The sequence below is a fragment of the Phyllobacterium sp. 22552 genome (genome assembly GCF_052044585.1).
GTDB classification, from domain to species: domain Bacteria; phylum Pseudomonadota; class Alphaproteobacteria; order Rhizobiales; family Rhizobiaceae; genus Phyllobacterium; species Phyllobacterium ifriqiyense.
Genome location: NZ_JBQENG010000003.1, coordinates 457703 through 482718 on the forward strand (window position 1 = coordinate 457703; position 25016 = coordinate 482718).

The 25016-nt window shown below is 55.0% G+C and carries 19 protein-coding genes and 1 pseudogene; 12 read left to right on the forward strand and 8 right to left on the reverse strand.

Going from position 1 to position 25016, the window contains the following annotated elements; genetic code table 11:
• Nucleotides 1-40 precede the first annotated feature (40 nt).
• On the forward strand, nt 41-2215 hold the full coding sequence (locus ACTJI9_RS09430; protein WP_440807517.1) for a GumC family protein: 2175 nt from the start codon (nt 41-43) through the stop codon (nt 2213-2215).
• Between the two features lie 26 nt (nt 2216-2241).
• Here ACTJI9_RS09430 and ACTJI9_RS09435 read toward each other — a convergent pair whose 3' ends face one another.
• Entirely contained in the window at nt 2242-3495 is a 1254-nt protein-coding gene (locus tag ACTJI9_RS09435) for a sarcosine oxidase subunit beta family protein (protein WP_307282845.1), read from the reverse strand.
• A 200-nt stretch (nt 3496-3695) separates the two neighbouring features.
• Between ACTJI9_RS09435 and folD the strand changes: the two genes are divergently transcribed.
• On the forward strand, nt 3696-4595 hold the full coding sequence (gene folD / locus ACTJI9_RS09440; RefSeq protein WP_336440585.1) for a bifunctional methylenetetrahydrofolate dehydrogenase/methenyltetrahydrofolate cyclohydrolase FolD: 900 nt from the start codon (nt 3696-3698) through the stop codon (nt 4593-4595).
• 38 nt (nt 4596-4633) lie between these two features.
• The gene (locus ACTJI9_RS09445; RefSeq protein ID WP_115051260.1) at nt 4634-5596 is read left to right on the forward strand and encodes a GlxA family transcriptional regulator; all 963 of its coding nucleotides are present in this window, start codon (nt 4634-4636) and stop codon (nt 5594-5596) included.
• Nucleotides 5597-5673: 77 nt separating this feature from the next.
• Here ACTJI9_RS09445 and edd read toward each other — a convergent pair whose 3' ends face one another.
• From edd to zwf, 3 genes are all read right to left on the reverse strand, one after another.
• On the reverse strand, nt 5674-7500 hold the full coding sequence (gene edd / locus ACTJI9_RS09450) for a phosphogluconate dehydratase (protein WP_307282848.1): 1827 nt from the start codon (nt 7498-7500) through the stop codon (nt 5674-5676).
• Nucleotides 7501-7566: 66 nt separating this feature from the next.
• On the reverse strand, nt 7567-8271 hold the full coding sequence (gene pgl / locus ACTJI9_RS09455) for a 6-phosphogluconolactonase (RefSeq protein WP_440807522.1): 705 nt from the start codon (nt 8269-8271) through the stop codon (nt 7567-7569).
• Nucleotides 8272-8282: 11 nt separating this feature from the next.
• The gene (gene zwf, locus ACTJI9_RS09460) at nt 8283-9755 is read right to left on the reverse strand and encodes a glucose-6-phosphate dehydrogenase (RefSeq protein ID WP_440807524.1); all 1473 of its coding nucleotides are present in this window, start codon (nt 9753-9755) and stop codon (nt 8283-8285) included.
• A gap of 170 nt (nt 9756-9925) precedes the next feature.
• Here zwf and ACTJI9_RS09465 point away from each other — a divergent pair, with 170 nt between their 5' ends.
• The 5 genes from ACTJI9_RS09465 (at nt 9926) to ACTJI9_RS09485 (ending at nt 16215) form a co-directional block, all read left to right on the forward strand.
• Nucleotides 9926-11401, forward strand: coding sequence for an aldehyde dehydrogenase family protein (locus ACTJI9_RS09465; RefSeq protein WP_440807527.1), 1476 nt, complete (start codon nt 9926-9928; stop codon nt 11399-11401).
• A gap of 38 nt (nt 11402-11439) precedes the next feature.
• Nucleotides 11440-12189 (forward strand): SDR family oxidoreductase, encoded by a 750-nt coding sequence (locus ACTJI9_RS09470; RefSeq protein WP_115051255.1) that lies wholly within the window; start codon nt 11440-11442, stop codon nt 12187-12189.
• 121 nt (nt 12190-12310) lie between these two features.
• Nucleotides 12311-13153 carry an oxidoreductase gene (locus ACTJI9_RS09475; protein WP_440807530.1) on the forward strand — a complete coding sequence of 281 codons (843 nt, stop codon included), beginning with the start codon at nt 12311-12313 and terminating at the stop codon, nt 13151-13153.
• Between the two features lie 145 nt (nt 13154-13298).
• The gene (locus tag ACTJI9_RS09480; protein ID WP_115051253.1) at nt 13299-14735 is read left to right on the forward strand and encodes a glutamine synthetase family protein; all 1437 of its coding nucleotides are present in this window, start codon (nt 13299-13301) and stop codon (nt 14733-14735) included.
• A 193-nt stretch (nt 14736-14928) separates the two neighbouring features.
• On the forward strand, nt 14929-16215 hold the full coding sequence (locus ACTJI9_RS09485; RefSeq protein WP_307282868.1) for an NAD(P)/FAD-dependent oxidoreductase: 1287 nt from the start codon (nt 14929-14931) through the stop codon (nt 16213-16215).
• A 23-nt stretch (nt 16216-16238) separates the two neighbouring features.
• Here the strand turns inward: ACTJI9_RS09485 and ACTJI9_RS09490 are convergent, their stop codons facing one another.
• Entirely contained in the window at nt 16239-17363 is a 1125-nt protein-coding gene (locus ACTJI9_RS09490) for a beta-ketoacyl-ACP synthase III (protein ID WP_440807533.1), read from the reverse strand.
• Nucleotides 17364-17503: 140 nt separating this feature from the next.
• Here ACTJI9_RS09490 and ACTJI9_RS09495 point away from each other — a divergent pair.
• Nucleotides 17504-17818, forward strand: a pseudogene (locus tag ACTJI9_RS09495) (inorganic phosphate transporter); the annotation flags it as partial.
• 297 nt (nt 17819-18115) lie between these two features.
• Here ACTJI9_RS09495 and ACTJI9_RS09500 read toward each other — a convergent pair.
• Entirely contained in the window at nt 18116-18349 is a 234-nt protein-coding gene (locus ACTJI9_RS09500) for an SMc00767 family acetate metabolism repressor (protein ID WP_115051250.1), read from the reverse strand.
• Nucleotides 18350-18371: 22 nt separating this feature from the next.
• On the reverse strand, nt 18372-19661 hold the full coding sequence (gene aceA / locus ACTJI9_RS09505; protein ID WP_115051249.1) for an isocitrate lyase: 1290 nt from the start codon (nt 19659-19661) through the stop codon (nt 18372-18374).
• A 242-nt stretch (nt 19662-19903) separates the two neighbouring features.
• On the opposite strand from aceA, the gene ACTJI9_RS09510 reads away from it, so the two are divergent.
• Nucleotides 19904-21349, forward strand: a complete 1446-nt coding sequence (locus ACTJI9_RS09510) for a helix-turn-helix domain-containing protein (protein ID WP_307282876.1) — start codon at nt 19904-19906, stop codon at nt 21347-21349.
• Here ACTJI9_RS09510 and ACTJI9_RS09515 read toward each other — a convergent pair whose 3' ends face one another.
• Entirely contained in the window at nt 21350-22219 is an 870-nt protein-coding gene (locus ACTJI9_RS09515) for a LysR family transcriptional regulator (RefSeq protein ID WP_440807537.1), read from the reverse strand.
• A gap of 489 nt (nt 22220-22708) precedes the next feature.
• Between ACTJI9_RS09515 and ACTJI9_RS09520 the strand changes: the two genes are divergently transcribed.
• Complete coding sequence (locus tag ACTJI9_RS09520) at nt 22709-23797, forward strand: polyamine ABC transporter substrate-binding protein (protein WP_440807539.1); 1089 nt, start codon at nt 22709-22711, stop codon at nt 23795-23797.
• A gap of 67 nt (nt 23798-23864) precedes the next feature.
• Nucleotides 23865-25010, forward strand: a complete 1146-nt coding sequence (locus tag ACTJI9_RS09525; protein WP_115055258.1) for an ABC transporter ATP-binding protein — start codon at nt 23865-23867, stop codon at nt 25008-25010.
• The last annotated feature ends 6 nt before the right edge of the window (nt 25011-25016 follow it).

Here is a 25016-nt window from a genome sequence, read left to right on the forward strand (position 1 = left end):
TTGATCGCATTTGGGTTGAGATGTTGGAGTTCAGTTGCGGATGACTAGTCGTGAAAACGAGACGGTAAAGCGGCGCTCGCTGCTCTCGTTTGCCAGCGAGGAGGGCTTGGAGGCACAGCCATCGCCAGTTGGGCCTGCATCATCTGTGCGCAACGAGACCAATCTCGATCATTATCATAGAATGCGCAATTTACGCCTTGCCGCTGAGTCCGAATCTATCCAGCCGCCGCTCAATGATATCCCTGAAAATCTCAGTGATGAGGCAGCCGAGCAGGATGCCATAAACCGTATGCGCGCCGATATGGCGGCGATCAAGGCCGAGCTCAATCGCCGCGTTGATGCTGCCGAAAGCGAAGTTCGCATGCCCGAGGCGACCTATGACGACCTGCTGCCGAACAACAAGCCTGCGGACGTGCCTCGAGTCCCCATTCCCCCAATTACCGAGCCGGTAATTGAAGAGCCGGTGCCGTTTGAGAAGCCGGTATTTTCTCCTTTGCGGCGGCCGGAACCAGCCCGGTCAGAACCTCAAAATACCAGTTATCAGGATGATGAATGGCGGCCTCTGGTCGATCCGCGTATTGTCATAAACAGAGTTGGCCGGTCTAAATCATTGATCGTGGCGACGACGCTCATTGGGACTTTGCTGGGCGTCGGTTACGCCATGACCCTGCCCAAGCTGTATTCCTCCACGGTTGAATTGCTTGTTGACCCTCGTGACCTCAAAATCGTCGACAAAGAGATTTCGTCAACCCAACTTCCTCTCGACGCCTCGCTTGCCGTTGCTGAAAGTCAATTGCGTGTCATCCAGTCGAGCAGCGTGTTGACGAAAGTGATAGACCGGGCCGGTCTTGCCAAAGATCCGGAGTTTAATGGTGATCTGAAAGAGCGCGGGCTGGTTGCTACGATAAGGGAATTGTTTTCCACTGACAGCACGCCTGATGCCACGACACGAGAGACTCTGCTTCTTCGCAATCTTTATGAGCATTTGAACGTCGAGCGCAGCACCAAGAACTACATTTTCAACATCACGGTCGATTCACGCGATCCGGAAAAATCCGCACTCATCGCCAATACCGTGTCGGATGTCTTCCGTGAAGAGCAGGGCAATATTCAGTCCGATACGGCAAGACAGGCCACAGAGGCACTGACAGCCCGGCTGAATGACCTGCGGGCAGGGGTCGAAGAGGCTGAAAACGCCGTTCAAAAGTTCAAGGCTGAAAATGATCTCGTTGATGTTCAGGGACGGCTGATCAGCGACGACGAAATCACGCGCACCAATGATGAATTGACAGCCGCGCGCAACCAGACAATCCGGCTGAACGCGCAGGCAGCATCTATTCGCAGTACCTCTGTTGAGGGTGTGCTTGGCAATACTCTGCCGGAAGAATTTCGCTCAGGCGTCATTGTCGCCCTGCGCTCGCAATATGGTGCGTTAAAGCAGCAGGCCGATGGCCTTGCCACCAAGCTTGGACCGCGCCACCCGCAGCTCATTCAGGCGCAATCGCAAGTCAGCGGTATCCGCAGTGAAATCCGCAATGAATTGCAGCGCATCGTCTCATCGGTGCAAACGGAACTCAAGCGCTCTCAACAGCAGGAACAGGAGTTGATGACACGCCTGAACCAGTTAAAGGCGCGCACCGCCTCCAACAATGAGGAGATGGTCAAACTACGTGAACTTGAGCGCGAAGTTGCGGCCAAGCGTGCAGTCTATGAAGCGTTTCTCCTGCGTGCCAAGGAAACCGGTGAGCTTGAAGGCGTCAACACCACCAATATACGCGTGATTTCTCCTGCACGGCCTGCACTCGAAAGCACGGGCGGGTCGCGCAAGCTTGTGGCTGTCGCAGGTTTGCTCGGGGGGCTTTTCGCAGGCCTTGGTATCGCGATCCTGCTTGGCATGATTGAAAGTTTTCGTGCGGGAAATTCGCCAACGGAGCCTCGCCCAACAGGAAATGGCAGGCGGACCAAACCTTTGCCCAGCGATGAGGCTACCTCGCCGGAGAAGTCGCGATTGGGTGCTGCCATTGAACGTGTGCATAGCAGCGGAACCTCATCCGAGCTTGAGGATGAAGTGGCAATCGCCGAGTTCCTTTATGCCTATGCCGACGCCCATATTGCCCCCCGTGAACACGACAATTCCAATATCGAAGAGATGCTGGACGAGATTGCAGCATTGCGCGAGATATTGCGTGAAGAAGCCGAGCGGCAGGCTTCTTAGGTAGTTCCAGCGTTTTCCGATCAGCTCTAATGCAGCCTTGGCGTGGGGCCTTGCCCCTTATCGTCTACAACATAGCCACGATAGAAACGATCCAGCGTAAAGGGCGCGGAGAGAGGGTGCGGCTCATCCCGGGCAATTGTCCAGGCAAAACATTTGCCGGAAATCGGCGTTGCCTTGAAGCCGCCATAGCACCAGCCGGTGTTCAGATACATGCCAGGAAGTGGTCCCGTGGTAATGATAGGTGAGCCGTCCATGCTCATATCCATGATACCGCCCCACGAACGCAGCAACTTGACCCGCGCCAGAGCCGGGATAAGCGCGACGAATTCGCTCATGACATCTTCAACAACCGGAAGATTGCCACGCTGCGCATAGGAATTGTAACCGTCAATGTCGCCGCCAAAAACCAGCCCGCCCTTGTCGGACTGACTGAAATAAAGATGCCCCCCGCCAAAAGTTGCAACCGTATCGACGACGGGCTTCAGCGCTTCCGAAACAAACGCTTGCAGCACATGTGATTCAAGCGGCAAACGATCAATGCCTGCACGGCGCATGAGTTCACTCGTATTGCCCGCCACCGCACAGCCAACCTTTTTGGCATTGATCGGTCCGCGGGTTGTCATGACGCCGGTAACCTGATCGCCGTCTTTCAGAAAACTGGTCACTTCGCAGTTCTCGATAATATCGACGCCAAGTTGATCGGCAGCCCGCGCATAGCCCCAAACCACGGCATCGTGCCGCGCCGTACCCGCGCTGCGCTGCATCAAGCCGCCAATAATGGGAAAGCGCGCCGAACTGCTGATATCGAGGCCCGGTATCAATTTCTTGATCTGGACCGGAGTCACCAGTTCTGCGTCTATACCGTTCAGCCGCATCTGGTTGCCGCGCCTTGCATAGACGTCGAGCTGCGGCAGGGAGTGAGCGAGATTAACAACGCCGCGCTGCGAAAACATCACATTATAGTTGAGGTCATGGGACATGGTTTCCCACAACTTCATCGACGCTTCATAGAAATGCTGATTTTCGGAAAGGAGGTAATTGGAGCGGATAGCGGTGGTGTTGCGGCCGATATTGCCCGATCCGAGCCAGCCTTTTTCCACCACGGCTATGTTGCGGATGCCATGTTCCTTTGCAAGATAATAGGCCGTCGCAAGTCCGTGGCCGCCCCCGATTATAACCACATCATAGGCAGGTTTCGGATCAGGTTTACGCCATGCAGGCTTCCAGTCCTTGTTGCCGTTAAGGGCATTTTTAAGCAGGCTGAAGGCTGAATAGCGCATTTGAATTCCCGGAATCGGTAAGGTGTTCACAATCATGCTTGGATTTGCTGCGTTAGCCAAGCCCTGCAACGTATCATCGCATTGCGGTTCTGTATCGCTTTCGCTATTGCGTCAGGGAACGCCGTTCTGACGGTATTGTTTGGGCGTAAAATCAAGAGAATGACGCTCAATCCGCGAAGTAAGAGTTTCAGGAGCAGCACATGGCAGTGACAATCAATGGCAAGGAGATTGCCGAGGATGTGGTTTCGAAGGTCAAGCTATCTGCCGCCGAGCTGATTGAGGGCACGGGCATTACACCGGGGATCGCCGTTGTCATCGTTGGCGAAGATCCTGCCAGTCAGGTTTATGTTGCATCCAAGGGCAAAAAAGCGCGCGAATGCGGGTTTCATTCCGAGCAACATACCTTGCCTGCGGAAACCTCCGAGGAAGACCTTGTTACGCTGGTAGAGAAGCTCAATGCTGATCCGCTGATCCACGGCATTCTGGTACAGCTCCCTTTGCCCAAGCACATTGATTCGGGCCGCATTATCCAGACGATATCGCCGGACAAGGATGTCGATGGTTTCCATTTTATCAATGTCGGAAAATTGGGCACCGGCGAACTCGACACTGCATTTGTTCCCTGCACGCCTGCTGGCTCGATGCTGTTGATCGATCGGGTTCTCGGGCGCGATCTTTCCGGCTTGAATGCTGTGGTGGTTGGTCGTTCCAATATTGTTGGCAAGCCCATGTTCAATTTGCTTCTTGCACATAATGCGACAGTCACTATCGCCCATAGCAAAACGAAAGATCTGGCAGCTCTCTGCCGCACTGCCGATATTCTTGTGGCCGCTGTCGGCAGGCCGCAAATGATCAAGGCCGATTGGGTAAAGCCCGGAGCGACGGTCATTGACGTTGGCATCAATCGTATTCCAGCTCCTGAGCGAGGCGAAGGAAAGACACGGCTTGTGGGCGATGTGGATTTTGCCGATGCTGCGACGGTTGCTGCGGCGGTCACCCCGGTGCCCGGTGGCGTTGGTCCCATGACAATCGCCATGCTTATGGCAAATACGCTTGTCGCCGCCTATCGCTCCGCTGGAAAAACGCCGCCGCGCTTCTGATCCATTTGCTCAAATAGGGAATCTCGTTACAACACCGTATGGCCGAAACAATCAAGGTCGGCAGAACCTTCGCCTTTCTGCTCGTCGACAAATTTCCGATGTTCAGCCTTGCGGCTGCTATCGATACAATGCGCACGGCCAATCGCATGTCCGAAGAGACCTTTTATTCGTGGATCACTGTATCGGCGACCGGAGCAGCTGTAACTGCATCCAATGGTCTTCAGATCAATGTGGAATATGCGCTTGCTGATCTGCCCTCGGCCGACATATTTTTCATCTGTGCCGGATTGACGACCGAATTTGAAGACAAGCCGAAAGTCATCGCGACATTACGCAATCTTGGACGACGCGGCGCCTCATTGGGCGGTTTGAATATTGGCAGCTATATCCTTGCTGAGGCGGGCCAATTGGAAGGGCATCGTTGCACCATTCACTGGGAAAACCGGGCTGGTTTTCAGGAGCGTTTTCCGCAGATTGAATGCACGGGAAATGTCTTCGAGATTGACCGCAAGCGCTATACATGTGCAGGCGGCACTACATCGATCGATCTGATGCTGGAAATCATCAAGCAGGATTTCAGCCCGGCCCTTGCCAATGAGGTGGCCAACCAGTTTCATCATGAGCGTATTCGCTCTCAAACAGACCGACAGCGCATCGGCCCTGAGCGCGATCTCACCGGCAAATCGGAGAAATTGCGCAAGATCGTCGAGATTATGGCCGATAATCTGGAGCAGCCGAAATCTGCCGTGCGGTTGGCCAAGGCCGTTGGATTGTCCGTTCGTCAGGTAGAGCGGCTCTTCCTGCGTCATCTCAATATGACGCCCGGACGCTACTATATGAGCCTGCGCCTTGAGCGCGCGCGCGAGCTTTTGCGGCAAACCCACTCGCCCATTCTGGATGTAGCGCTGGCCACCGGCTTCACATCACATTCTTATTTTGCCCAAAGCTATCGCGCGCAATTCGGGCGCTCACCTTCCGACGAGCGCCGTACCAATTACTGATTTTTCGCCGGCCCGATTGTTTCGATATCGGTAAGTGCGAAACCAGCATCCTTGGTCAGGATAGGCACGTGCTGACCCTAAAGTCCAAACACCGATGCGCCTGCATCCGCGCGGCCTACGACATTGCGGAAGGAAGCAAAGAGTTCCCGTCCCATTCCATAGCTGTTATGGCTGATATCGACGACCGGCTCCGGACGCGCCGCCAGCACTGCCGGGTCTTCCAACACGTCAAGCGTGCCGATCTCAGCGTCTAGCCGCACTATATCGCCATCGCGTATTTTGCCGATGATGCCGCCGTCCAGAGCCTCTGGCGTGACATGAATAGCGGCTGGCACCTTGCCCGATGCACCGGACATACGGCCATCGGTAACAAGCGCAACCATGTGACCGCGATCTTGCAATACGCCAAGGGCAGGGGTCAATTTATGCAGTTCCGGCATGCCATTGGCACGCGGACCCTGAAAACGCACAATCGCTACGAAATCGCGATTGAGTTTTCCGGCCTTGAAGGCGTCTTGCAGCGCCGCCTGGCTGTCAAAGACCAAAGCCGGTGCTTCAATAATATGGCGGTCGGCTTTGACTGCGGAAGTTTTGATAACGGCAGTGCCAAGATTGCCCTTGAGCATCTTCAGTCCGCCAGTCACCTGAAACGGTTCTACGCAGGTCGAGAGCACTTTTTTGTCGGCGCTTTCGGCTGGCGTAGGATTGCGAACCACAGTACCGTTTTCGCCAAGCGCGGGTTCGATTGTATAAGCGCGCAAGCCATCGCTGCCGCCCCAGACCGTCTTGACATCCTCATGCAGCAATCCGCCATCAAGCAATTCCCGGATGATGTAGCCCATGCCGCCCGCCGCGTGGAAATGGTTTACATCGGCAAGACCATTCGGATAGACGCGTGCCAAGAGTGGCACGACATCGGAAAGGTCGGAAATGTCCTGCCATGTGAGTTTGATGCCAGCGGCGGCAGCCATTGCAACCAGATGCATCGTGTGATTGGTTGAGCCGCCGGTTGCATGCAGACCCACAACGCCATTGACGATAGTACGCTCGTCGATCATTTCGCCGACAGGCGTGAATTCATTGCCGAGCGCCGTGATTGCAAGTGCGCGCTTGGCGGCTTCACGCGTCAGCGCATCACGCAAGGGCGTGCCCGGATTGATGAAAGATGAGCCGGGCATATGCAGGCCCATGATCTCCATCAGCATCTGGTTGGAATTTGCAGTGCCATAGAAGGTGCAGGTGCCGGGACCATGATAAGATTTTGACTCCGATTCAAGCAATTCGTCGCGCCCGACCTTGCCTTCCGCGTAGAGCTGCCGTGTTTTGGCCTTCTCATCATTCGGCAGTCCAGTGGTCATGGGGCCCGCAGGTATGAACACGGCTGGCAAATGACCGAAAGTCAGCGCACCGATGACCAGACCCGGAACAATCTTGTCGCAAACACCAAGATAGACCGCCGCGTCGAACATATCATGCGATAGGCCGATGGCTGTCGCCATGGCGATGACATCGCGCGAGAACAGCGACAATTCCATGCCGGGCTGGCCCTGCGTCACGCCATCGCACATGGCAGGCACGCCGCCCGCAACCTGCGCCACGCCGCCTGCTTCCTTTGCTGCCTGCTTGATCAGGTTCGGATAAGTCTCGAATGGCTGATGCGCGGAAAGCATATCATTATAGGAAGTGATAATGCCTAAGTTTGGCACCACATCGCCCGCAAGCGCCGCCTTGTCGGAAGGGCTGCATGCGGCAAAACCATGGGCGAGATTGGCGCAGGCAAGAGCGGAGCGTTTTGGCTTGCGCGATGCGGCCTCGCGCAAATGATCGAGATACACATCACGCGTTGGCTTTGACTGTTCGCGGATGCGATTTGTAATGCTTTTCACCCGTTGCATGACGGTCATGTGTTCTCTCCTTGTAGCGTCTGCCGGTGAGTTTGGGAGCCTCCCGGCGATCACGCATCCGGGCGTTTACGGCGCCCAGAAAATCTCAAGATCAATCGGCTGAGAGGATAGCACGGCGCGGATAGGCATGTCCTCGACCTCACCCTCGCCAAGTGCTGCTTCCAGCGTGGTCATCTTGCCGGCACCTTCAATGTGCAACGCGATGAAACGCGCGGCTATGATGACAGGCAGTGTCAGCGTCAATCTCGGCTCGCCTGCATTTTCTGCGGACATTGGCAAAACCAAAGCTTTCTCATCTTTGGAAATTGCTGCTTTCAAATTGTCGCCGCCGGGAAAAAATGACGCCGTATGGCCATCACCGCCCATGCCAAGCACTACCACATCGAAAGGTTGTCCGAGCCTGGCAATTTCAGCGGCCGCCATTTTCGCGCCTTGATCCGCGTCAACAGCTTCGCGATACAGCCCGACAAAATTTGCGCCAGCTGCCGCATTTTGCAAAAGCGCTTCGCGCACCAGACGTTCGTTTGAGCGCTCGCTGGTGGGCGGCACAAAGCGCTCGTCCACCAACGTTATCGTGATCTTGTTCCACGGCAAATCCTTGAGCGATAAAGCCTTGAAAAAGCGGGTCGGGGTTGTGCCACCGGAAACAGCCAGCACTGCCTTGCCATTTGCCTCGCAGCCCGCCCGCAGGTGGCCCGCAACAGTTGTTGCCAAAGCCTCGGCCAGAGCGTCGCCATTCTCAAAACTGTTCAATCGTTCATCTGTCGCCATGGAATTGCGCCCTATTCCGGCTCGTGCCATGTGCGGCCATCACGCTCAATAAGTGCAATAGCGGATGAGGGGCCCCATGTTCCGGCGGTATAGCCCGAAGGCACCTGCTCGGTCTCGGCCCAGGCTTTGAGAATAGGGTCGATCCAGCGCCAGGCCGCAACCACTTCGTCACGGCGCATGAACAATGTCTGATTGCCGCGAACAACATCCATCAGCAGCCGCTCATATGCGTCAGGGCTGCGAACCTTGAACGATTCGGCAAAACTCATATCCAGCGGAACGTGACGCAGGCGCATGCCGCCCGGACCCGGATCCTTGATCATCATCCACTGCTTCACGCCTTCATCCGGCTGCAGGCGGATGACGAGCTGGTTGGCAACAATGCGTCCGGCTGTCTCGCCAAAAATGGAATGAGGAATCGGCTTGAACGAAACGACGATCTCCGATGCGCGCGCGCCGAGACGCTTGCCGGTGCGAAGGTAGAACGGCACACCAGCCCAGCGCCAATTGGCAATTTCCGCTTTGATGGCGACAAATGTTTCCGTGCTGCTTGGAGAGCCAAGTTCGTCGAGATAGCCTTTGACGGCGCCGCCCGATGAAGCACCGGCACGGTATTGGCCGCGTACGGTCAGTTCTTCGGCGTTTTTCGAGGTGACGGGGCTCAGCGAGCGCAGCACTTTCAACTTTTCATCGCGAACGGCATCGGCATCCATGGATGCGGGCGGTTCCATTGCGACAAGGCACAGGAGCTGCATGATGTGGTTCTGCACCATGTCGCGCAGCGCACCGGCCTTGTCATAGTAACCGGCACGGCCTTCAAGACCCACCTGCTCGGCAACAGTGATCTGAACGTGATCAATATGGGCGGAATTCCATAGCGGCTCGTAAAACGCATTGGCAAAGCGCAGCGCCATGAGGTTCTGCACGGTTTCCTTGCCGAGATAATGATCGATACGGAAGATTTGCTGTTCGCTGAACACATGGCCGATTGTGTCATTGAGCGCGATGGCGCTATCGAGGTCGCGGCCGATAGGCTTTTCAACAATGATGCGCGTGTGATCGGTAACAAGTTTGTTGCTCTTCAAGCGGCTCGCAATATCACCGAAAAGTGAAGGGCTTACCGCGAGGTAAAAAGCGCGGATGCGCTTGGAGTCATTGCCGATTTCGTTCTTCAGCTCTTCCCATCCGGCATCCGAGGTCGCGTCAACCGCGACATAGCTGATGCGCTGGAGAAATTGCTCCACCTGCGCTTTGTCATATTCATCAGCCTTGACGAATTCCTTGATCGCAGCCTGGGCAAACTTGCGATAATCCTCAGTCGACATGGCTGAACGTGACGCACCGATAATACGGGTTGGTTCGGAAAGCTGGCCATCCCGCTGGCGCTGATACAGCGCCGGGATCAGCTTGCGTTCGGCAAGATCGCCGGTTCCGCCAAAAACAATGCAATCAAATGGTTCAACCGGGATAATCTGACTTGTCATGAATAGAGTCTCGCTATGCCTGAATTGCGCAACACAAAGTGTAGCTCCGAAGCGCATGGTTTCTATAATCTAATCGATTTAAAATGACCAGTCCTTTAGCGCAAACTGCGTCAAATTGCATTTCCAATCCGCTGAAGTTCCGGTACGACTATCACGAACGGGAAACAGCCATGTTACAGAATCTCTCGCGAATTATCGCACAGGATAAGAATTTCCTGAACATCATCAATGGCAGACGTGTCGGCGCAGTCACGGGAAAAACCATAGCTGTGGCATGCCCTTCGGACGGGTCGGATTTCGCCACTATCCCCGCTTGCGACGCAACCGATGTGGATCGCGCTGTCAGCGCGGCCCGGCTGGCTTTTGAAGAGGGAGCCTGGTCGCATATGCCTGCCTTTGAGCGCGGGCGCTTGCTGACGCGTCTTGGGCAGCTCGTAGAAGAACATGGTGATGAACTCGCTGCCCTTGAGGCGCGCGATACCGGAAAACCGATAAGACAGGGCAAGGCTGACGTTGCTGCAACGATACGCTATTACGAGTTTTATGGCGGTGCAGCCGACAAGATTCACGGCGATACGATACCTTTTTTGGATGGCTACACGGCCCTGACATTACGCGAGCCGCACGGCGTTGTTGCCGGTATCACCCCATGGAACTATCCGATGCAAATCATGGCGCGGGTAGTTGGAGCAGCGCTTGCCATGGGCAATACACTGGTGATCAAACCCGCCGAAGATGCCTCGCTATCCACTATCCGCATCGGCGAACTCGCCATTGAAGCGGGGTTTCCAGATGGCGTGCTCAATATCATCACCGGGTTTGGGGGTGAAGCAGGAGCGGCATTGTCTGCGCATCCCGGCGTTGATTACGTCACTTTTACCGGCTCACCCGTGACTGGCACTGCGATCCAGCAGGCGGCGGCCACCAATAATCGCGGCGTAACGATGGAGCTTGGTGGTAAATCACCGCAAATTGTTTTCGCCGATGCCGATATTGGCAAGGCCCTTCCGGTCCTCGTCAATGCCATCATTCAGAATGGCGGCCAGACGTGCTCGGCAGGAAGCCGCATTCTCATTGAGCATTCTATATATAACGAAGTTGCGGGAGAGTTGGCGGCAAGGTTCAACAATCTTGTCGCCGGGCCACATGACGCGGATCTCGACCTTGGACCCATGATCAATGCAGCGCAAAAGCGCCGCGTGGAAAATTATATAACAGCCGCTGCCGAAGCCGGGATTGAGGTCGTGGCGCGCGGCTCAATCCATGTGGATGCGCCGCTCTCCGGTTTCTACGTCGCGCCGGTTCTGTTCGGTGCGGTCGAGCCGGCGGCAGTTCTGGCGCAAGAAGAGGTATTCGGCCCCGTACTTTCGCTTTTTTCCTTCAATGATGAGGAGGAAGCAATTCGCCTCGCCAACAGCACTGAATATGGGCTTGTCGCGGGGGTCTGGACCAGTGACGGTGCGCGTCAGCATCGTGTGGCCAAGCGCGTGCGTGCAGGGCAAGTCTATGTCAATTCCTATGGCGCTGGCGGTGGCGTGGAGCTGCCTTTCGGCGGTTTCAAGCGTTCCGGCCATGGCCGCGAAAAGGGGTTTGAGGCGCTTTACGATATGTCTGCAACCAAGACGATCGTTTTCCGCCACGATTGAATCCCATAAAACAAATCACAGTAGATGGAGGATAGAACATGGCCCGTTTGGCAGGCAAAACAGCGATCATTACCGGTGCGGCATCAGGATTTGGCGAGGCAATGGCGCGCCGTTTTGCCGAGGAGGGCGCCAATGTCGTTGTTGCTGATTTAAATCTTGTCGGAGCGGAGGCCGTCGCTCAATCCCTCGGTGAAAACGCTCTTGCCGTGCATACGGATGTGACGCGCAAGGAAGAAATTGACGCCATGGTGCAGACCACCATGGACAAGTTCGGTCGCATCGACATCATGGTCAATAATGCCGGTTATTCCCACCGAAACGGGTCCATGCTTGGCGTAGATGAAGATACATATGATCTCATCGCCGCGATCAACATGAAGGCCATTTATTATACCGCTCTTGCTGTTGTGCCGATCATGGAGCGGCAGGGCAGTGGATCGATCATCACGACAGCTTCGACTGCTGGCTTGCGCCCGCGTCCGGGTCTAACCTGGTACAATGCCTCAAAAGGCTGGGCCATCAGCGTTACAAAATCCATGGCCGTCGAGCTTGGCCCGAAGAATATTCGCGTCAATTGCCTCTGCCCTGCGGCAGGCGAAACACCCATGCTCGGGCTGTTTCTCGGTGAGGATACGCCAGAACGCCGGGCGCAATTCAAGGCCACCATTCCTCTCGGCCGTCTGTCTGTACCTCTCGATGTTGCCAATGCAGCGCTCTATCTGGCTTCCGACGAAGCCCAGTTCATCACAGGCGTTGCGCTCGAGGTCGACGGCGGGCGTTGCATATAAAAGTGGGGTTTACCCTTGAATCAATGAGATAGGGGTCTACATCTTTGATGTATTCCCCCTTTAATAAGCGCTGCCCGGCCAAGCTGCCGCTCTGGCGTTATGCTTTTTCAAGGATATCATCATGACATCGAAACCTGTCTGGTTCATCACTGGTTGTTCAACCGGCTTTGGCCGCGAGCTCGCCCAATATACATTGTCGCTCGGTTATCCGACTGTTGTCACCGCCCGCAACCCCGCGCAGGTCGAAGATATCGCCAAGGGTCACGAAGACAATGCTCTTGTCCTGAAGCTTGATGTCACCAAGCCGGAAGAAGTCGCCGCTGCAGTCAAGGCTGCCGAAGCGCGCTTCGGACACATAGATGTGTTGGTGAACAATGCGGGCATCGGCTATTTTGGCTCTCTCGAAGAAAGCGATCTGGCCGAAGCGCGCAAGATGTTCGACATCAATATCTGGGGTCTTATGGACATGACCCGCGCTGCTCTGCCGGGCATGCGCAAGCAACGCTCCGGCACCGTGGTCAATATCTCCTCGATTGGCGGATTAAGGGGCTTTCCGGCGGTCGGTTTTTATAATGCGACAAAGTTTGCTGTCGAGGGATTGTCGGAGGCGCTCTCCAAGGAAGTCGCGCATCTTGGTATCAAGGTGCTGATCGTAGAGCCGAGCGGATTCCGTACCGATTGGGCCGGTCGTTCTGCCAATGAAGCGTCGGAAACCATCGAAGATTATCGCCCCTCTGCCGGGGAGCGTATGCGCCAGATCAGGGAAGCGAGCGGCAATCAGCCGGGCGATCCGGTGAAAGCCGTGCAGGCAATCGTCAAGGCGGTTGAGGCGAACGATCCGCCGCTGCGTCTGTTGCTTGGCAAGATCGCCCTTGATGGCGCTCGCGAAAAAATCACGGAAATGCAACGCGATTTCGATGCTTGGGCTGAAGTGAGCATAGGCGCGGACGCGCCAAAGCAATAGTTTGAAGGGCCACGCGCGCATTTCGGACGAGATATTCGCGTGGCCGCATCCTTCACGAGTTTGCTAAAACAATTTTCGGGCCCAGCCTCCCATCGGCCTGTTTTATGCGCTATCATCCTGTCACCGAAACTAATCCTGGTGATTGATGCCTTCCGAAACTCCCGAAAAGAAATCCGCGCGAACCTCAGCGAAGCGGCCGCGTACGCCTGCCTATGTCAAAGCCACACGCGGAGTAAAAAACTGGCGTGAAGCTGCCGAATGGCTGGCCTGGCGGGATATCGAAGACATAGAATGCATCACGCCCGATCAAGCTGGCGTGGCGCGGGGCAAGATGATGCCCTCGAAGAAATTCACTTCAAACACATCGCTTGCACTGCCATCGGCTGTTTTCATGGCGACGATTTCCGGTTCTTATCCGGAAGATGGCCATGGGTTCGCCTATCCTGAAGATGATGGCGATCTTAAACTGATGCCAGACCTTTCCACCCTGTCGGAGGTGCCATGGGAAAGCGACCCTACTGCTCAGGTCATTTGTGATCTGGTAAACAAGGATGGGCATGCGGTCGAGTTTACGCCGCGCAACGTATTGAAGCGCGTGGTGGCGGCATATCACAAGAAGGGGCTGAAGCCCGTCGTTGCGCCTGAAATCGAATTTTATCTCGTCAAGAAAAACCCCGATCCTGACTATCCGCTGACACCGCCAGTTGGCAGGTCGGGCCGCGCTATCGGCGGCGGACAGGGCTATTCAATTGCGGGCGTCAACGAATTCGACGAACTGATCGATGACATCTACCATTTCTCCGAGAGCCAGGGCCTTGAGATCGATACATTGATCCATGAAGAAGGTGCAGCGCAGCTGGAAATCAACCTGCGTCATGGCGATCCGGTCGAACTTGCCGATCAGGTTTTCCTGTTTAAGCGCACGATCAGAGAAGCGGCGCTGAAGCACGATATGTATGCGACTTTCATGGCCAAGCCCATTCAGGGACAACCGGGGTCTGCCATGCATATCCACCAGTCCATCGTCGACAAGAAGACCGGACGCAATGTCTTCTCCAATCCGGATGGTACGGAAAGCGAAGCGTTCAGGCATTTCATCGGTGGTATGCAGAAGCACGTTCCGGCTTCGCTGGTCATGTTTGCTCCCTATGTGAATTCCTATCGCCGCCTGACACCGGCTGCTTCGGCACCAGTCAACGTCAAATGGGGCTATGATAATCGCACCACGGCATTCCGTGTGCCGCGCTCCGACCCGGCGGCGCGTCGCGTGGAAAATCGTATTCCGTCCTCCGATGCCAATCCCTATCTGGCGCTGGCAGCATCGCTTGCTTGCGGGTTGCTCGGTATGAACAACCGGATTGAGCCCGACGCACCCGCTTCCACGACGGTTAATGACAATTTGATCGAGCTGCCTCGCGGATTGATCGAGGCCACCTTGCTGTTCGAGCAGGACAAGGATTTGATTGCCATGCTGGGTGAGTCTTTCGCGATCACCTATGCCGCCATCAAACGTGCAGAGTTCGAAACCTTCATGGAGGTTATCAGTCCTTGGGAACGTGAATTTCTGCTGCTGAACGTTTGAGTTTGGCAGCAGCATCTTCGTGCGTGGTCCGCCATTCGACAAGCTGGGGAGGGGCCACCATGAGGGAAGTGATTGATTGCGGTGCTGAAACTGTTCGGCAATTAACTTGCAGGGCAATACCTTCCTCATGGTGAGTCCCGTCGAACCACGCACGGCGTTTTTGCCTCAAGAGTGAACAAGATTGCATCAATATATGGCTTACCAGTCTCCCATCTCGCCCGGCATATCGTGGTACGAAACGACGATTTCTGATCGTACGGAATATCCACCTCTGGATGGCTCTCGCACGGCTGACGTTGTGATTATTGGCGGCGGATTCACCGGCCTGTCGGCAGCCGTGCATCTGGCGTCTTCAGGTGTTGATGTTGTTCTGCTGGAAGCGTTCCGGTTTGGTGATGGGGCGTCGGGGCGTAATGGCGGCCAGCTTGGTACGGGTCAGCGTGCATGGGCGGAAGAGCTCGAGGCTCAATATGGTTTTGAACGCGCCAAAGCCCTGTTCGAGCTTGCCGAAGAGGCAAAGAGCCATTTGCTGGAATTTGCTGAAACCCATCAGATCGATATTGAATATGTGCCCGGCCAGATGTCCGTTGTGCACAAGAAGCGTTACCTCAAGAGCTACCGCGAACATGCGGAGCTTATGACGACACGATTCAATTATCCGCATATTCACTATATGGAAGCCGATGAGACTGCCGAACGGCTGGGCTCCAACCGCTATTTCGGCGGCCTTTACGACAAAGGAACCGGGCATATCCAGCCGATGAAACTTGTTGTCGGCACCGCCAGCGCAGCGGCAAGGGCAGGTGCTCATCTCTATGAGAACACCAAGGTTACCGGCATTAAATCCGAGAACGGCAAGGTGCGTGTCACCACTGCGACCGGTACCGTCACTGCGGCAAAGGCCTTGATCGCGGTCAATGCCTATGGCGGTAACCTTGAACCCATCAGCGCGTCGCATGTCATGCCGATACGCTCCTTCATAGGCGCAACAGTGCCATTGGGTGACGATAGCCCGGTGCTGCCGGGTGGCGAAAGCGTGGACGATTCGCGTTTCGTAGTGCGCTACTTTCGCCGCTCAAAGGATGGCCGCCTGCTGTTCGGCGGGCGTGAGGCTTATACAGCCGACAATCCGCTAGATATAAGCACCCATATTCGCCGCCAGATCGCCGAGATTTATCCGGCGCTTGCCAATGTGGAGATGACTCAAGCCTGGGGCGGATCGGTTGGAATCACCATGCCACGCCAGCCTTTTGTGCGGGAGGTCATGCCCAATGTGATTTCCGCCGGCGGTTATTCGGGCCATGGCGTCATGCTGTCCAATTTCGTCGGCAAGCTCTATGCGGAAACTGTTGCTGGCAATCGCGACCGGCTGAAGCTTCTGGAAGACCTCAAAGTCCCGGCATTTCCGGGTGGGCGAACATTCCGTTCGCCCATGCTGTTTCTGGCGCTCAGCTGGTACGCTCTGGTGGACCGGATTTAACGTGCTTTTGCAACAAGAGTAGCCTAAATCTTCCGCACAATCACGCTGCCCACGGAATAGCCCGCTCCAAATGAGCAGATAACGCCAAGGCTTCCCGGCGCAAGGTCATCGGAATATTTCGAAAATGCGATGATCGAGCCTGCCGATGATGTATTGGCGTAATCCTGCAAGATATTGGGCTGTTCGCCAGGTTCCGGTTCACGGCCAAGCACTTTCACCCCGATCAAATCGTTCATTCCCTTATTTGCCTGATGCAACCACAGGCGTGAAAGATGCGCAGGCGCGATATTCTCATCGGCGAGATGTGTCAGGATAAGATCGGAAACAATAGGCACGACCTGTTTGAAAACCTTGCGGCCCTCCTGCTTGAAAAGCATATCGCGGCGATCGCTCATGTGACCTTCGCGTGTACGGCGCAGAAAGCCATTATTGTTGCGGATATTGTTGGAGAACTGCGTCAGACAGCGCGTTGAGACGACCTCAAACCGATCTTCTGCGGTGGCCAGATCGTCGCGTTCGAGCAATACTGCCGTACAAACATCGCCAAAGATAAAATGGCAGTCACGATCGCGCCATTCAAGATGCGCCGAGCAAATTTCCGGATTGACCATGAGAATTGCGCGAGCGGAGCCGGAGCGGATCATGTCGGCGGCCGCCTGAATACCGAATGTTGCCGATGAGCAAGCCACATTCATGTCGAAACCGAAGCCTTCAATACCAAGAGCCTGCTGCACTTCGATGGCGATCGCCGGATAGGCGCGTTCATGGTTCGACGCCGCGCAAATGACGGCGTCAATTTCCGATGCTTCACGCCCGGCCTTTTTTAAAGCCAGAGTGGCAGCATGGACGGCCATTTGCGCCATGACGGAAAGATCTTCATCGCTGCGTTCGGGCAAGACGGGATGCATGATGTCGGGATCCAGAATGCCCGATTTATTGAGCACATACCGATTTTCAATGCCCGAGGCGCGGACAATGAAATCTTCGTTTGACATAGTCATCGCATCGCGCGTGCCAGCAGCGATTTCGCCCGCATACAGCTCGTTTTGCCGCGTTGCATAAGTGTTGAACGCCTCAACAAGTTCGGCATTGCTGATGGACTGGTCCGGCGTGAAAACGCCTGTACCGCTGATGACGACTTTATGCATGGGCGTTTCCAGAGTTTTTCTTCTTCAAAAAGCGATAGAGCAAATGAGACCCATTGTCATTAAAGCTTCATGCCATTGTCCTAGTGATTTGTCATTTCGATGAGGAATTTTCATGATGACAATGACCCGATACAACCAACATGGGAATGGGCGTTGATCACCCATTGGCAAAGCTCGGAAATTTGCCCAATTATGCCGTGGTTGCCATTTTCATTGGCGGCATGTTCTACGTGGGCTGGTCGCTGACGCAGGATCTAACGAGCTCTGTCGCTGTGCCATGGATACTTTTGGGGCTGGCGCTGGTCACAGCATTGGGCTTTGAGTTCGTCAACGGCTTCCACGATACTGCCAATGCCGTCGCGACAGTCATCTATACAAACTCGCTTCCCGCCGAGATTGCCGTCATCTGGTCCGGCTTCTTCAATTTTCTCGGCGTTCTCACGGCAAGTGGCGCGGATATCCGAGGATCCACACATTGATAGCGCCGTTCCTGTTCTTAGGGTTCGCGGGTCAAGCCAGAGAATGACGGGCGAGGTGATGCGTTTTGGAAACCGTTAAAACAAAACCGCCCGCAATTTCTCGCGGGCGGTTCTGCGCTGCCGTGCTGGTCCCCAGACCGAAACCAGAGAAGGCCACAGCAGAGCAATTCCAGGAAAAGTGGGAACCGGTTTTCCGTCCGGAATTGCGTAGACAAAGCTTATTTCCAGGAAAAGTGGGAACCGGTTTACCGATCAGAATTACGGTCCTGATCTCTACTGCCGGGTTACAACGACGGGGATCAAAAGGTCTCCCCAGTTTCCATCGCCGCCATGATGACGGGCAGAGCGGACCAGCTCGACCGAAACTCCGGCATCAACCGCCTTCATGACAGACTGGTTGAGGCGATGGAGATCATTGGCAACCATACGAATAACAGCCTGCTGGTCTGTATTCATGGAGGAAGCCTGTTCCTCAGCCCGTTCTTTTACGCGTGAAATGGAAGCCATGATCGTTCTCCTCTTGTTATCTCTATTCGGCAGCCGGGCGGAATTGCGCGGTTTCCGTTGATTCCTTCATTGCAGTTGTTGAAGACTGGCCACCTGTGATCGCCAGTGAAACCGCATCAAAATAGCCTGTGCCAACTTCGCGTTGGTGTTTGGTGGCGGTGTAGCCATTTGCTTCAGCGGCAAACTCAGCCTCTTGCAGTTCCGAATAGGCGGACATCTGCCGGTCCTTGTAGCCACGTGCCAGTTCAAACATGCCGAAGTTCAGCTGATGGAAGCCGGCCAGCGTAATAAACTGGAATTTATAGCCCATCGCACCGAGTTCGCGCTGGAATTTGGCAATTGTTGCTTCATCCAGATGCTTCTTCCAGTTGAAGGAAGGTGAACAATTATAGGCCAGTAGCTTGCCCGGATGTTCCTTGTGCACGCCTTCGGCAAAGCGTCGTGCTTGTTCCAGATCAGGCTTGGATGTCTCGCACCAGATAAGATCCGCATGTGGTGCATAGGCGACAGCACGGGCAATGCAGGAGTCGAGGCCATTCTTGACCTGATAGAAGCCTTCTGTTGTCCGCCCCGCATCATAATCAACGAAAGGCTGATCGCGCTCGTCAATATCTGAAGTCAGCAGCTTTGCAGCTTCCGCATCCGTGCGGGCAATAACCAGTGTTGGCGTACCCATCACGTCCGCAGCCAGACGCGCTGCATTGAGATTGCGAATATGCGCTGCTGTCGGGATGAGAACCTTGCCGCCAAGATGGCCGCACTTCTTTTCCGAAGCGAGCTGATCTTCATAGTGAACGCCCGCCGCGCCTGCCTCGATAAAGGCTTTCATGATCTCAAAAGCATTCAGGGGGCCACCAAAACCTGCTTCCGCATCGGCGATGATCGGCGCAAACCATGTATCGACCGAAAGACCTTTACCCTCGGCGGTTTCGATTTGATCGGCACGCTGCAACGTCTTGTTGATGCGCTTTGCCAGTTCGGGAGCCGCATTCGCCGGATAAAGTGACTGGTCCGGATACATGGATGAGGCTGTATTTGCATCTGCGGCAACCTGCCAGCCCGAGAGATAGATCGCCTTCAGCCCGGCGCGAACCATCTGCATGGCCTGATTGCCGGAGAGCGCGCCAAGCGCATTGACGAAATCCTCCTCGTGAATGAGTTTCCACAACCGGTTCGCGCCGTTTTCCGCCAGCGTGTGCTTTATCTGAACCGAACCGCGCAGCCGCTTGACGTCTTCAGCGGTATATGGACGCTCAATATTGTCAAAGCGGCCAGCTGGCGCATTCGGTACAAGGTTGTAAAAATCAGTCATTGTCGTCTCCAAAAATAGATGTAAACACTCACGGCGACCAAATCAGGAAGCAAGATAGCCGCTTCTGTTTGACTAAATTTACATTGCACTGCGATGAAAGCGAGAAATATCGCCATTTTATGCCGATATTTCGAGTTATCTTGTAATGGGATTTACAGATCGCGATTGTAAATCTGTAAATGTTGTAATAGGCTGCAAAGAGCGCTTTAATGTAAATATTGTCACAGAATGCGGGAGTTGTGATGGCTGAGGGGAAAATCTTCGCAGGTCCGCGCATCAGGCGCATCCGCAATGAGCAAGGTTTAACGCAGACCTCCATGGCCGAGGCGCTCGGCATTTCGCCTTCCTATCTCAATCTGATCGAGCGCAATCAACGTCCGCTCACCGTGCAACTCCTGCTCAAGCTATCCTCCACCTATAAGATCGAGCTGGATACGCTGCAGCTTGAAACCGGATCATCCATGGCGTCGCTTAAAGAGGTATTTTCTGATCCGCTGTTGAATGGAGAACTGCCGGGTGATCAGGAACTGATCGAGATTTCCAACGCTGCGCCCAATGCTGCAACCGGCATGATCAAGCTCTACCGCGCCTATCGCGAACAGCAAGAGCGCCTGTCGGATCTTTCGGCGCTTCTGGCCAAGGACGGGCAGGCGCCATCGCTTTCCGGCACGCGCCTGCCGCTCAATGAAGTGCGCGAGGTGATGGAGCGCCGCGCCAATTATTTCCCGCGCATTGAAGGAGAGGTAGATAGCTTCCTCAGTCTGATAAAGCCCGGGGATGATCTTTCAGGAGCGCTGAAGGCCTGGCTGAAAAGCGAATATGGCACCACAGTTCGCATCCTGCCGGTCGCGACCATGCCCAACTGGCGCCGTCGTTATGATCGTCACTCGCAGCGCCTGTTTCTGTCAGAGCGCCTGTCGCCTTTCGACCAGTTGCGTGAACTGGCCATGGAGGCGGCGCTGATCCGCATGCAGGTGGTCATTGCCGCCGAAATTCAGGATCTCAAATTCTCATCCGACGAAGCCCGCCGTATCGCCCGCTTTGAATTTGGCCGCTACGCCGCCCATGCGCTGATGATGCCCTATCAGGCGTTCCAGACAGCCGCTGCACGCGCCAGATATGACATTGATGTGCTGCGCTCTCGTTTCTCCGTTTCGTTCGAACAAGCGGCAAACCGGCTCACCACGCTTGCCGCACCCGGTAACAGCATTCCCTTTTTCATGCTCGAAGTCGATCATGCGGGAAACCGTTTCCGCAGGGCGGGCGCGCAGGGTTTTCCACAATCGCGCTTTGGCGGCGACTGTCCCAAACTCGCCATTCATTCGGCCTTCGCGCAGCCCGGTCAAATATTGGTTGAGGCGGTGGAAATGCCGGATGGTGCAGAGTTTTTGACCATCGCGCGCACGCTCGAAGGTCCGCAAGGCGCTTTCAATGAGCGTCCGCGTCGTACTGCACTTCTGCTGGGATGTGACATCAGCTTTGCCGATGAGACAGTCTATGGCAGCGCGCTGGGAAATCGCAGCATTAGTGCCGCGCCTCTTGGCAAGTTTGTTGGCCTCACGCCTGTCGGGCCCGCCTGCCGCCTGTGCGAGCGTTCGGCCTGTCTTTCCCGTGCCGAACCACCGGTTACACGCCCGCTCGGCCTTGATGAAATGGTCACAGGCTTGAGCGCGTTTGATTTTCAGTAATCATCCTCTCGGCCTTTGGCCACGAAACAGCGGCTGCTGTTTTTCGATCAGTTGCGCAAGCCGCTCGACCAAGGTGCGGATTTCCGGGCGCCGCCTGTCATCATCATGCATCACCAGCCATTGCCGGTGATAAAGCGGCTTGATCTCCTCGCCGGCCCGCACCAGCGAAGGGTCAGTATCGCCAACAAAGCACGGCAGCACTCCCCGTCCGGCTCCGCTACGCAGAAGATCATGCAGCATGCGCGGATTATTTGCCCAGATCGTCACCCATAGGTCTGTCTGAGCAAGCAGCCAGCGCGCAGAAGGTGCGACCGCGTCATCAGCCCCGATCCCCACCCAGTTGCAGTCACGCACCATGTTGAAATGGCTGGCGCAGTAGGGTGCATAGGCAACATCGCCGATCGGTCGCGCCGCCAGATTGCTGCTTTCCGGAAAGCTGTTGCGAATGCCGATTTCCGCTTCGCGATGCGCCAGATCAAGACGGATTTCCGCCGTCTTGAAACAAAGACGGAATGGGTCGTCAGGCGTCCATAGCTGCGCCAGATTGACCGCAATGAAATGCGACATCCAGCTGCCAGCTGAAATACGCACCGTCGGAAGCTCATTGACGCCTTCATTCCAGGCGCCGATAGACCGGGCGGCTTCGTTCATCGCCAGAACATGTGTGAGCAGCGCTTGTCCGTCCTTGGTCAGCGAATAACCGGTTTGCCGCCGTATGAAAAAGTTGCGCCCCATCTGGCGCTCCAAAGCCAATAGCCGCCGTCCTATTGTCGCCGGGCTTGCACCGGTTTTTTCCGATGCGCCGGTTAAGCCACCCTCGCGCGCAACATGCAGGAAAAGTTTCAGGTCATCCCAATTCTCGTTTTTCATTTTTGAAAAATCTGTTTCATCGTTGCTCGTAGAAAACAGCCATTAATCTGCCCATTCTTCTCTCATGTGCAAACGGTTTTTTACTGGAGATAAATATGAGTGGCGATTTTTACCTGTTGTGGGGTACGGCCCATCAGCTAATAAGCCGGAATCAAAGGTGCCGGATGTCGGAGGATGAGTTTTATGAAAAGTACGGTGGACCACCAAGCCGGCTTTCCCTGTTGCTTAATCGCTTTTTTACACTGATACGTTCTGTGTTTTTCCGGGGCAAAGGTGCGTAACACCACGGAGTTTGATGCAAAAAAATTCATGCCCAAACAACTTTCTGCATAAGACCTGCGCGATCCCAGTTGACGAAGTCATCGCAATCTAAAAAGGTAGGGGAAACTTACCTGTGCGGTGCACCTTCGCGGATGCACAAAGATACAGTAAAGCGTCGATCTGGGAACGAGCGGCATTGTAGAAGGTGCTGGCAGCATGGAGAAAATAATGGGTATCAAAACTATATTGTTAACCGCAACGCTTGCGCTGGGGCTGAACACATCCGTGTGGGCGCAGGAACGCGTCGTTAATGTCTACAACTGGTCAGACTATATTGACCCGACCACTCTTGAAGATTTTACCAAGGAAACAGGGATCAAGGTCGTCTATGACACCTTCGACTCCAACGAAATTCTGGAAACCAAGCTTCTGGCGGGCGGAACCGGCTATGATGTTGTTGTTCCGACAGCCTCCTTTCTCCAGCGCCAGATTGCTGCCGGGGTATTCCAAAAGCTCGACAAGTCAAAGCTGCCAAACCTCTCCAATATGTGGGACGTCATCTCCGAGCGCGTCCAGAAATACGATCCCGGCAATGAATATGCGGTTGACTGGATGTGGGGAACCACGGGCCTTGGTTATAACGTAGCCAAAGCCAAGGAAATCCTGGGCAATGATGAGCCGCCGACATGGGATGCATTGTTTAAGCCGGAACTGGCTGCCAAGTTCAAGGATTGCGGCATTCATGTTCTCGACTCGGCAACCGATGTCCTGCCATCCGTTCTTGCCTATCTTGGTCTTGATCCGGACAGCAAGAACCCAGACGACCTGGCAAAGGCCGGCGAGTTGCTGGAAAAGACCCGCCCCAATATCCGCAAGTTCCATTCGTCAGAATATATTAATGGACTGGCCAATGGCGATATCTGCCTTGCACTTGGCTATTCGGGCGATATTTTCCAGGCCCGCGACCGCGCAGCGGAAGCCAAGGCCGGTGTTGAAGTCGGCTATTCCATTCCGGGTGCTGCGCAAATGTGGTTCGACGTGCTGGCCATTCCTGCCGATGCGCCGCATGTGGCCGAAGCACACGAACTCATCAATTATCTGATGCGTCCGGATGTAGCCGCCAAGGCTTCCAACGTGGTCTTCTATGCCAATGGCAACAAGGCCTCGCAGGAATTCGTCAGCAAGGAAATCATGGATGATCCGGCGATTTATCCAACGCCTGAAGTTCTGTCGAAACTGTTTACCGTCACGCCCTACGATACCAAAATTCAGCGTGTGGTGACGCGCCTGTGGACCAAAGTCGTCACAGGCCAATAATCAACAAAGACCCCGGCAGCAATTGCCGGGGTCTTTTAACAAAAGCGACAGAATATCGGGGCATATTATGAAGTCATTGGGAAGTTTTCGCCGCAAATTTGCACCCTGGAATGATCCGGAAGCAAAGCCCTTCATCGCTGTCGAGAACGTTACCAAGAGATTCGGCGATTTCACCGCGGTCGACGATCTTTCCCTGAATATCTACAATCGTGAGTTCTTTGCGCTGCTCGGCGCGTCGGGTTGCGGCAAGTCAACGCTGCTGCGCATGCTGGCTGGCTTTGAAACACCGACATCGGGCCGTATTTTGATTGATGGCCAGGATATGAGCGGCATTCCGCCGTATAAGCGTCCGGTCAATATGATGTTCCAGTCCTATGCGCTGTTTCCGCATATGACAGTCGAGGGCAATATCGCCTTTGGCCTCAAGCAGGATGGCATGCCCAAAAACGAGATCGAAGCCCGCGTTGCCGAGATGCTCAAACTGGTCAAGCTCGAACAATTTGCCAAGCGCAAGCCGCACCAGCTTTCTGGCGGGCAGCGCCAGCGCGTTGCCTTGGCGCGTTGTGTCGCCAAGCGGCCAAAGGTTTTGCTTCTGGATGAGCCTCTGGGCGCACTCGACAAGAAGCTGCGCGAGGAAACCCAGTTCGAACTCATGGACCTGCAGATGAAGCTTGGTCTGACATTCGTCGTGGTAACGCATGATCAGGAAGAGGCAATGACCATGTCAGATCGCATCGCGGTCATGGACAAGGGCAAGGTCAAGCAAGTGGCGACCCCTGCAGAAGTTTACGAAGCACCTAATTCGAAATTTGTCGCAGACTTTATCGGCAATGTGAATATGTTCGAGGGTACGGCGGCGGCGGTCGAAAAGGGCAAGATCGATATTGACGTTGCGACCGATAAAATGACGATCCGAACGGAGGCGACGCGCGACTGTTCTGTCGGGCAAACGGTCGGTTTCGCAATCCGGCCGGAGAAAATCAGGATCAGCCGTAAGGAGCCTGCAAACTCCTCAGTTAACACCGCTTATGGCGAGCTTTACGACATTGCCTATTTCGGTGACATGACAGTTTTCCATGTGCGGCTTGAAAATGGCCGTATCATCAAGGCGGCAAGCCTGAATGCAGTGCGCACGGTGGAAGACCCGCTTGGATATGAGGATATGGTCTGGGTCAATTTCGATACCGATGCCGGTATTCTTTTAACCGCGTGAGGAGGG

Bases quoted from the DNA above. Each gene is read 5' to 3' on its own strand.
- ACTJI9_RS09430 (WP_440807517.1), top strand. From the start codon at position 41: ATGACTAGTCGTGAAAACGAGACGGTAAAGCGGCGCTCGCTGCTCTCG.
- ACTJI9_RS09435 (WP_307282845.1), bottom strand. From the start codon at position 3,495: ATGCGCTATTCAGCCTTCAGCCTGCTTAAAAATGCCCTTAACGGCAAC.
- folD (WP_336440585.1), top strand. From the start codon at position 3,696: ATGGCAGTGACAATCAATGGCAAGGAGATTGCCGAGGATGTGGTTTCG.
- ACTJI9_RS09445 (WP_115051260.1), top strand. From the start codon at position 4,634: ATGGCCGAAACAATCAAGGTCGGCAGAACCTTCGCCTTTCTGCTCGTC.
- edd (WP_307282848.1), bottom strand. From the start codon at position 7,500: ATGACCGTCATGCAACGGGTGAAAAGCATTACAAATCGCATCCGCGAA.
- pgl (WP_440807522.1), bottom strand. From the start codon at position 8,271: ATGGCGACAGATGAACGATTGAACAGTTTTGAGAATGGCGACGCTCTG.
- zwf (WP_440807524.1), bottom strand. From the start codon at position 9,755: ATGACAAGTCAGATTATCCCGGTTGAACCATTTGATTGCATTGTTTTT.
- ACTJI9_RS09465 (WP_440807527.1), top strand. From the start codon at position 9,926: ATGTTACAGAATCTCTCGCGAATTATCGCACAGGATAAGAATTTCCTG.
- ACTJI9_RS09470 (WP_115051255.1), top strand. From the start codon at position 11,440: ATGGCCCGTTTGGCAGGCAAAACAGCGATCATTACCGGTGCGGCATCA.
- ACTJI9_RS09475 (WP_440807530.1), top strand. From the start codon at position 12,311: ATGACATCGAAACCTGTCTGGTTCATCACTGGTTGTTCAACCGGCTTT.
- ACTJI9_RS09480 (WP_115051253.1), top strand. From the start codon at position 13,299: ATGCCTTCCGAAACTCCCGAAAAGAAATCCGCGCGAACCTCAGCGAAG.
- ACTJI9_RS09485 (WP_307282868.1), top strand. From the start codon at position 14,929: ATGGCTTACCAGTCTCCCATCTCGCCCGGCATATCGTGGTACGAAACG.
- ACTJI9_RS09490 (WP_440807533.1), bottom strand. From the start codon at position 17,363: ATGCATAAAGTCGTCATCAGCGGTACAGGCGTTTTCACGCCGGACCAG.
- ACTJI9_RS09500 (WP_115051250.1), bottom strand. From the start codon at position 18,349: ATGGCTTCCATTTCACGCGTAAAAGAACGGGCTGAGGAACAGGCTTCC.
- aceA (WP_115051249.1), bottom strand. From the start codon at position 19,661: ATGACTGATTTTTACAACCTTGTACCGAATGCGCCAGCTGGCCGCTTT.
- ACTJI9_RS09510 (WP_307282876.1), top strand. From the start codon at position 19,904: ATGGCTGAGGGGAAAATCTTCGCAGGTCCGCGCATCAGGCGCATCCGC.
- ACTJI9_RS09515 (WP_440807537.1), bottom strand. From the start codon at position 22,219: ATGAAAAACGAGAATTGGGATGACCTGAAACTTTTCCTGCATGTTGCG.
- ACTJI9_RS09520 (WP_440807539.1), top strand. From the start codon at position 22,709: ATGGGTATCAAAACTATATTGTTAACCGCAACGCTTGCGCTGGGGCTG.
- ACTJI9_RS09525 (WP_115055258.1), top strand. From the start codon at position 23,865: ATGAAGTCATTGGGAAGTTTTCGCCGCAAATTTGCACCCTGGAATGAT.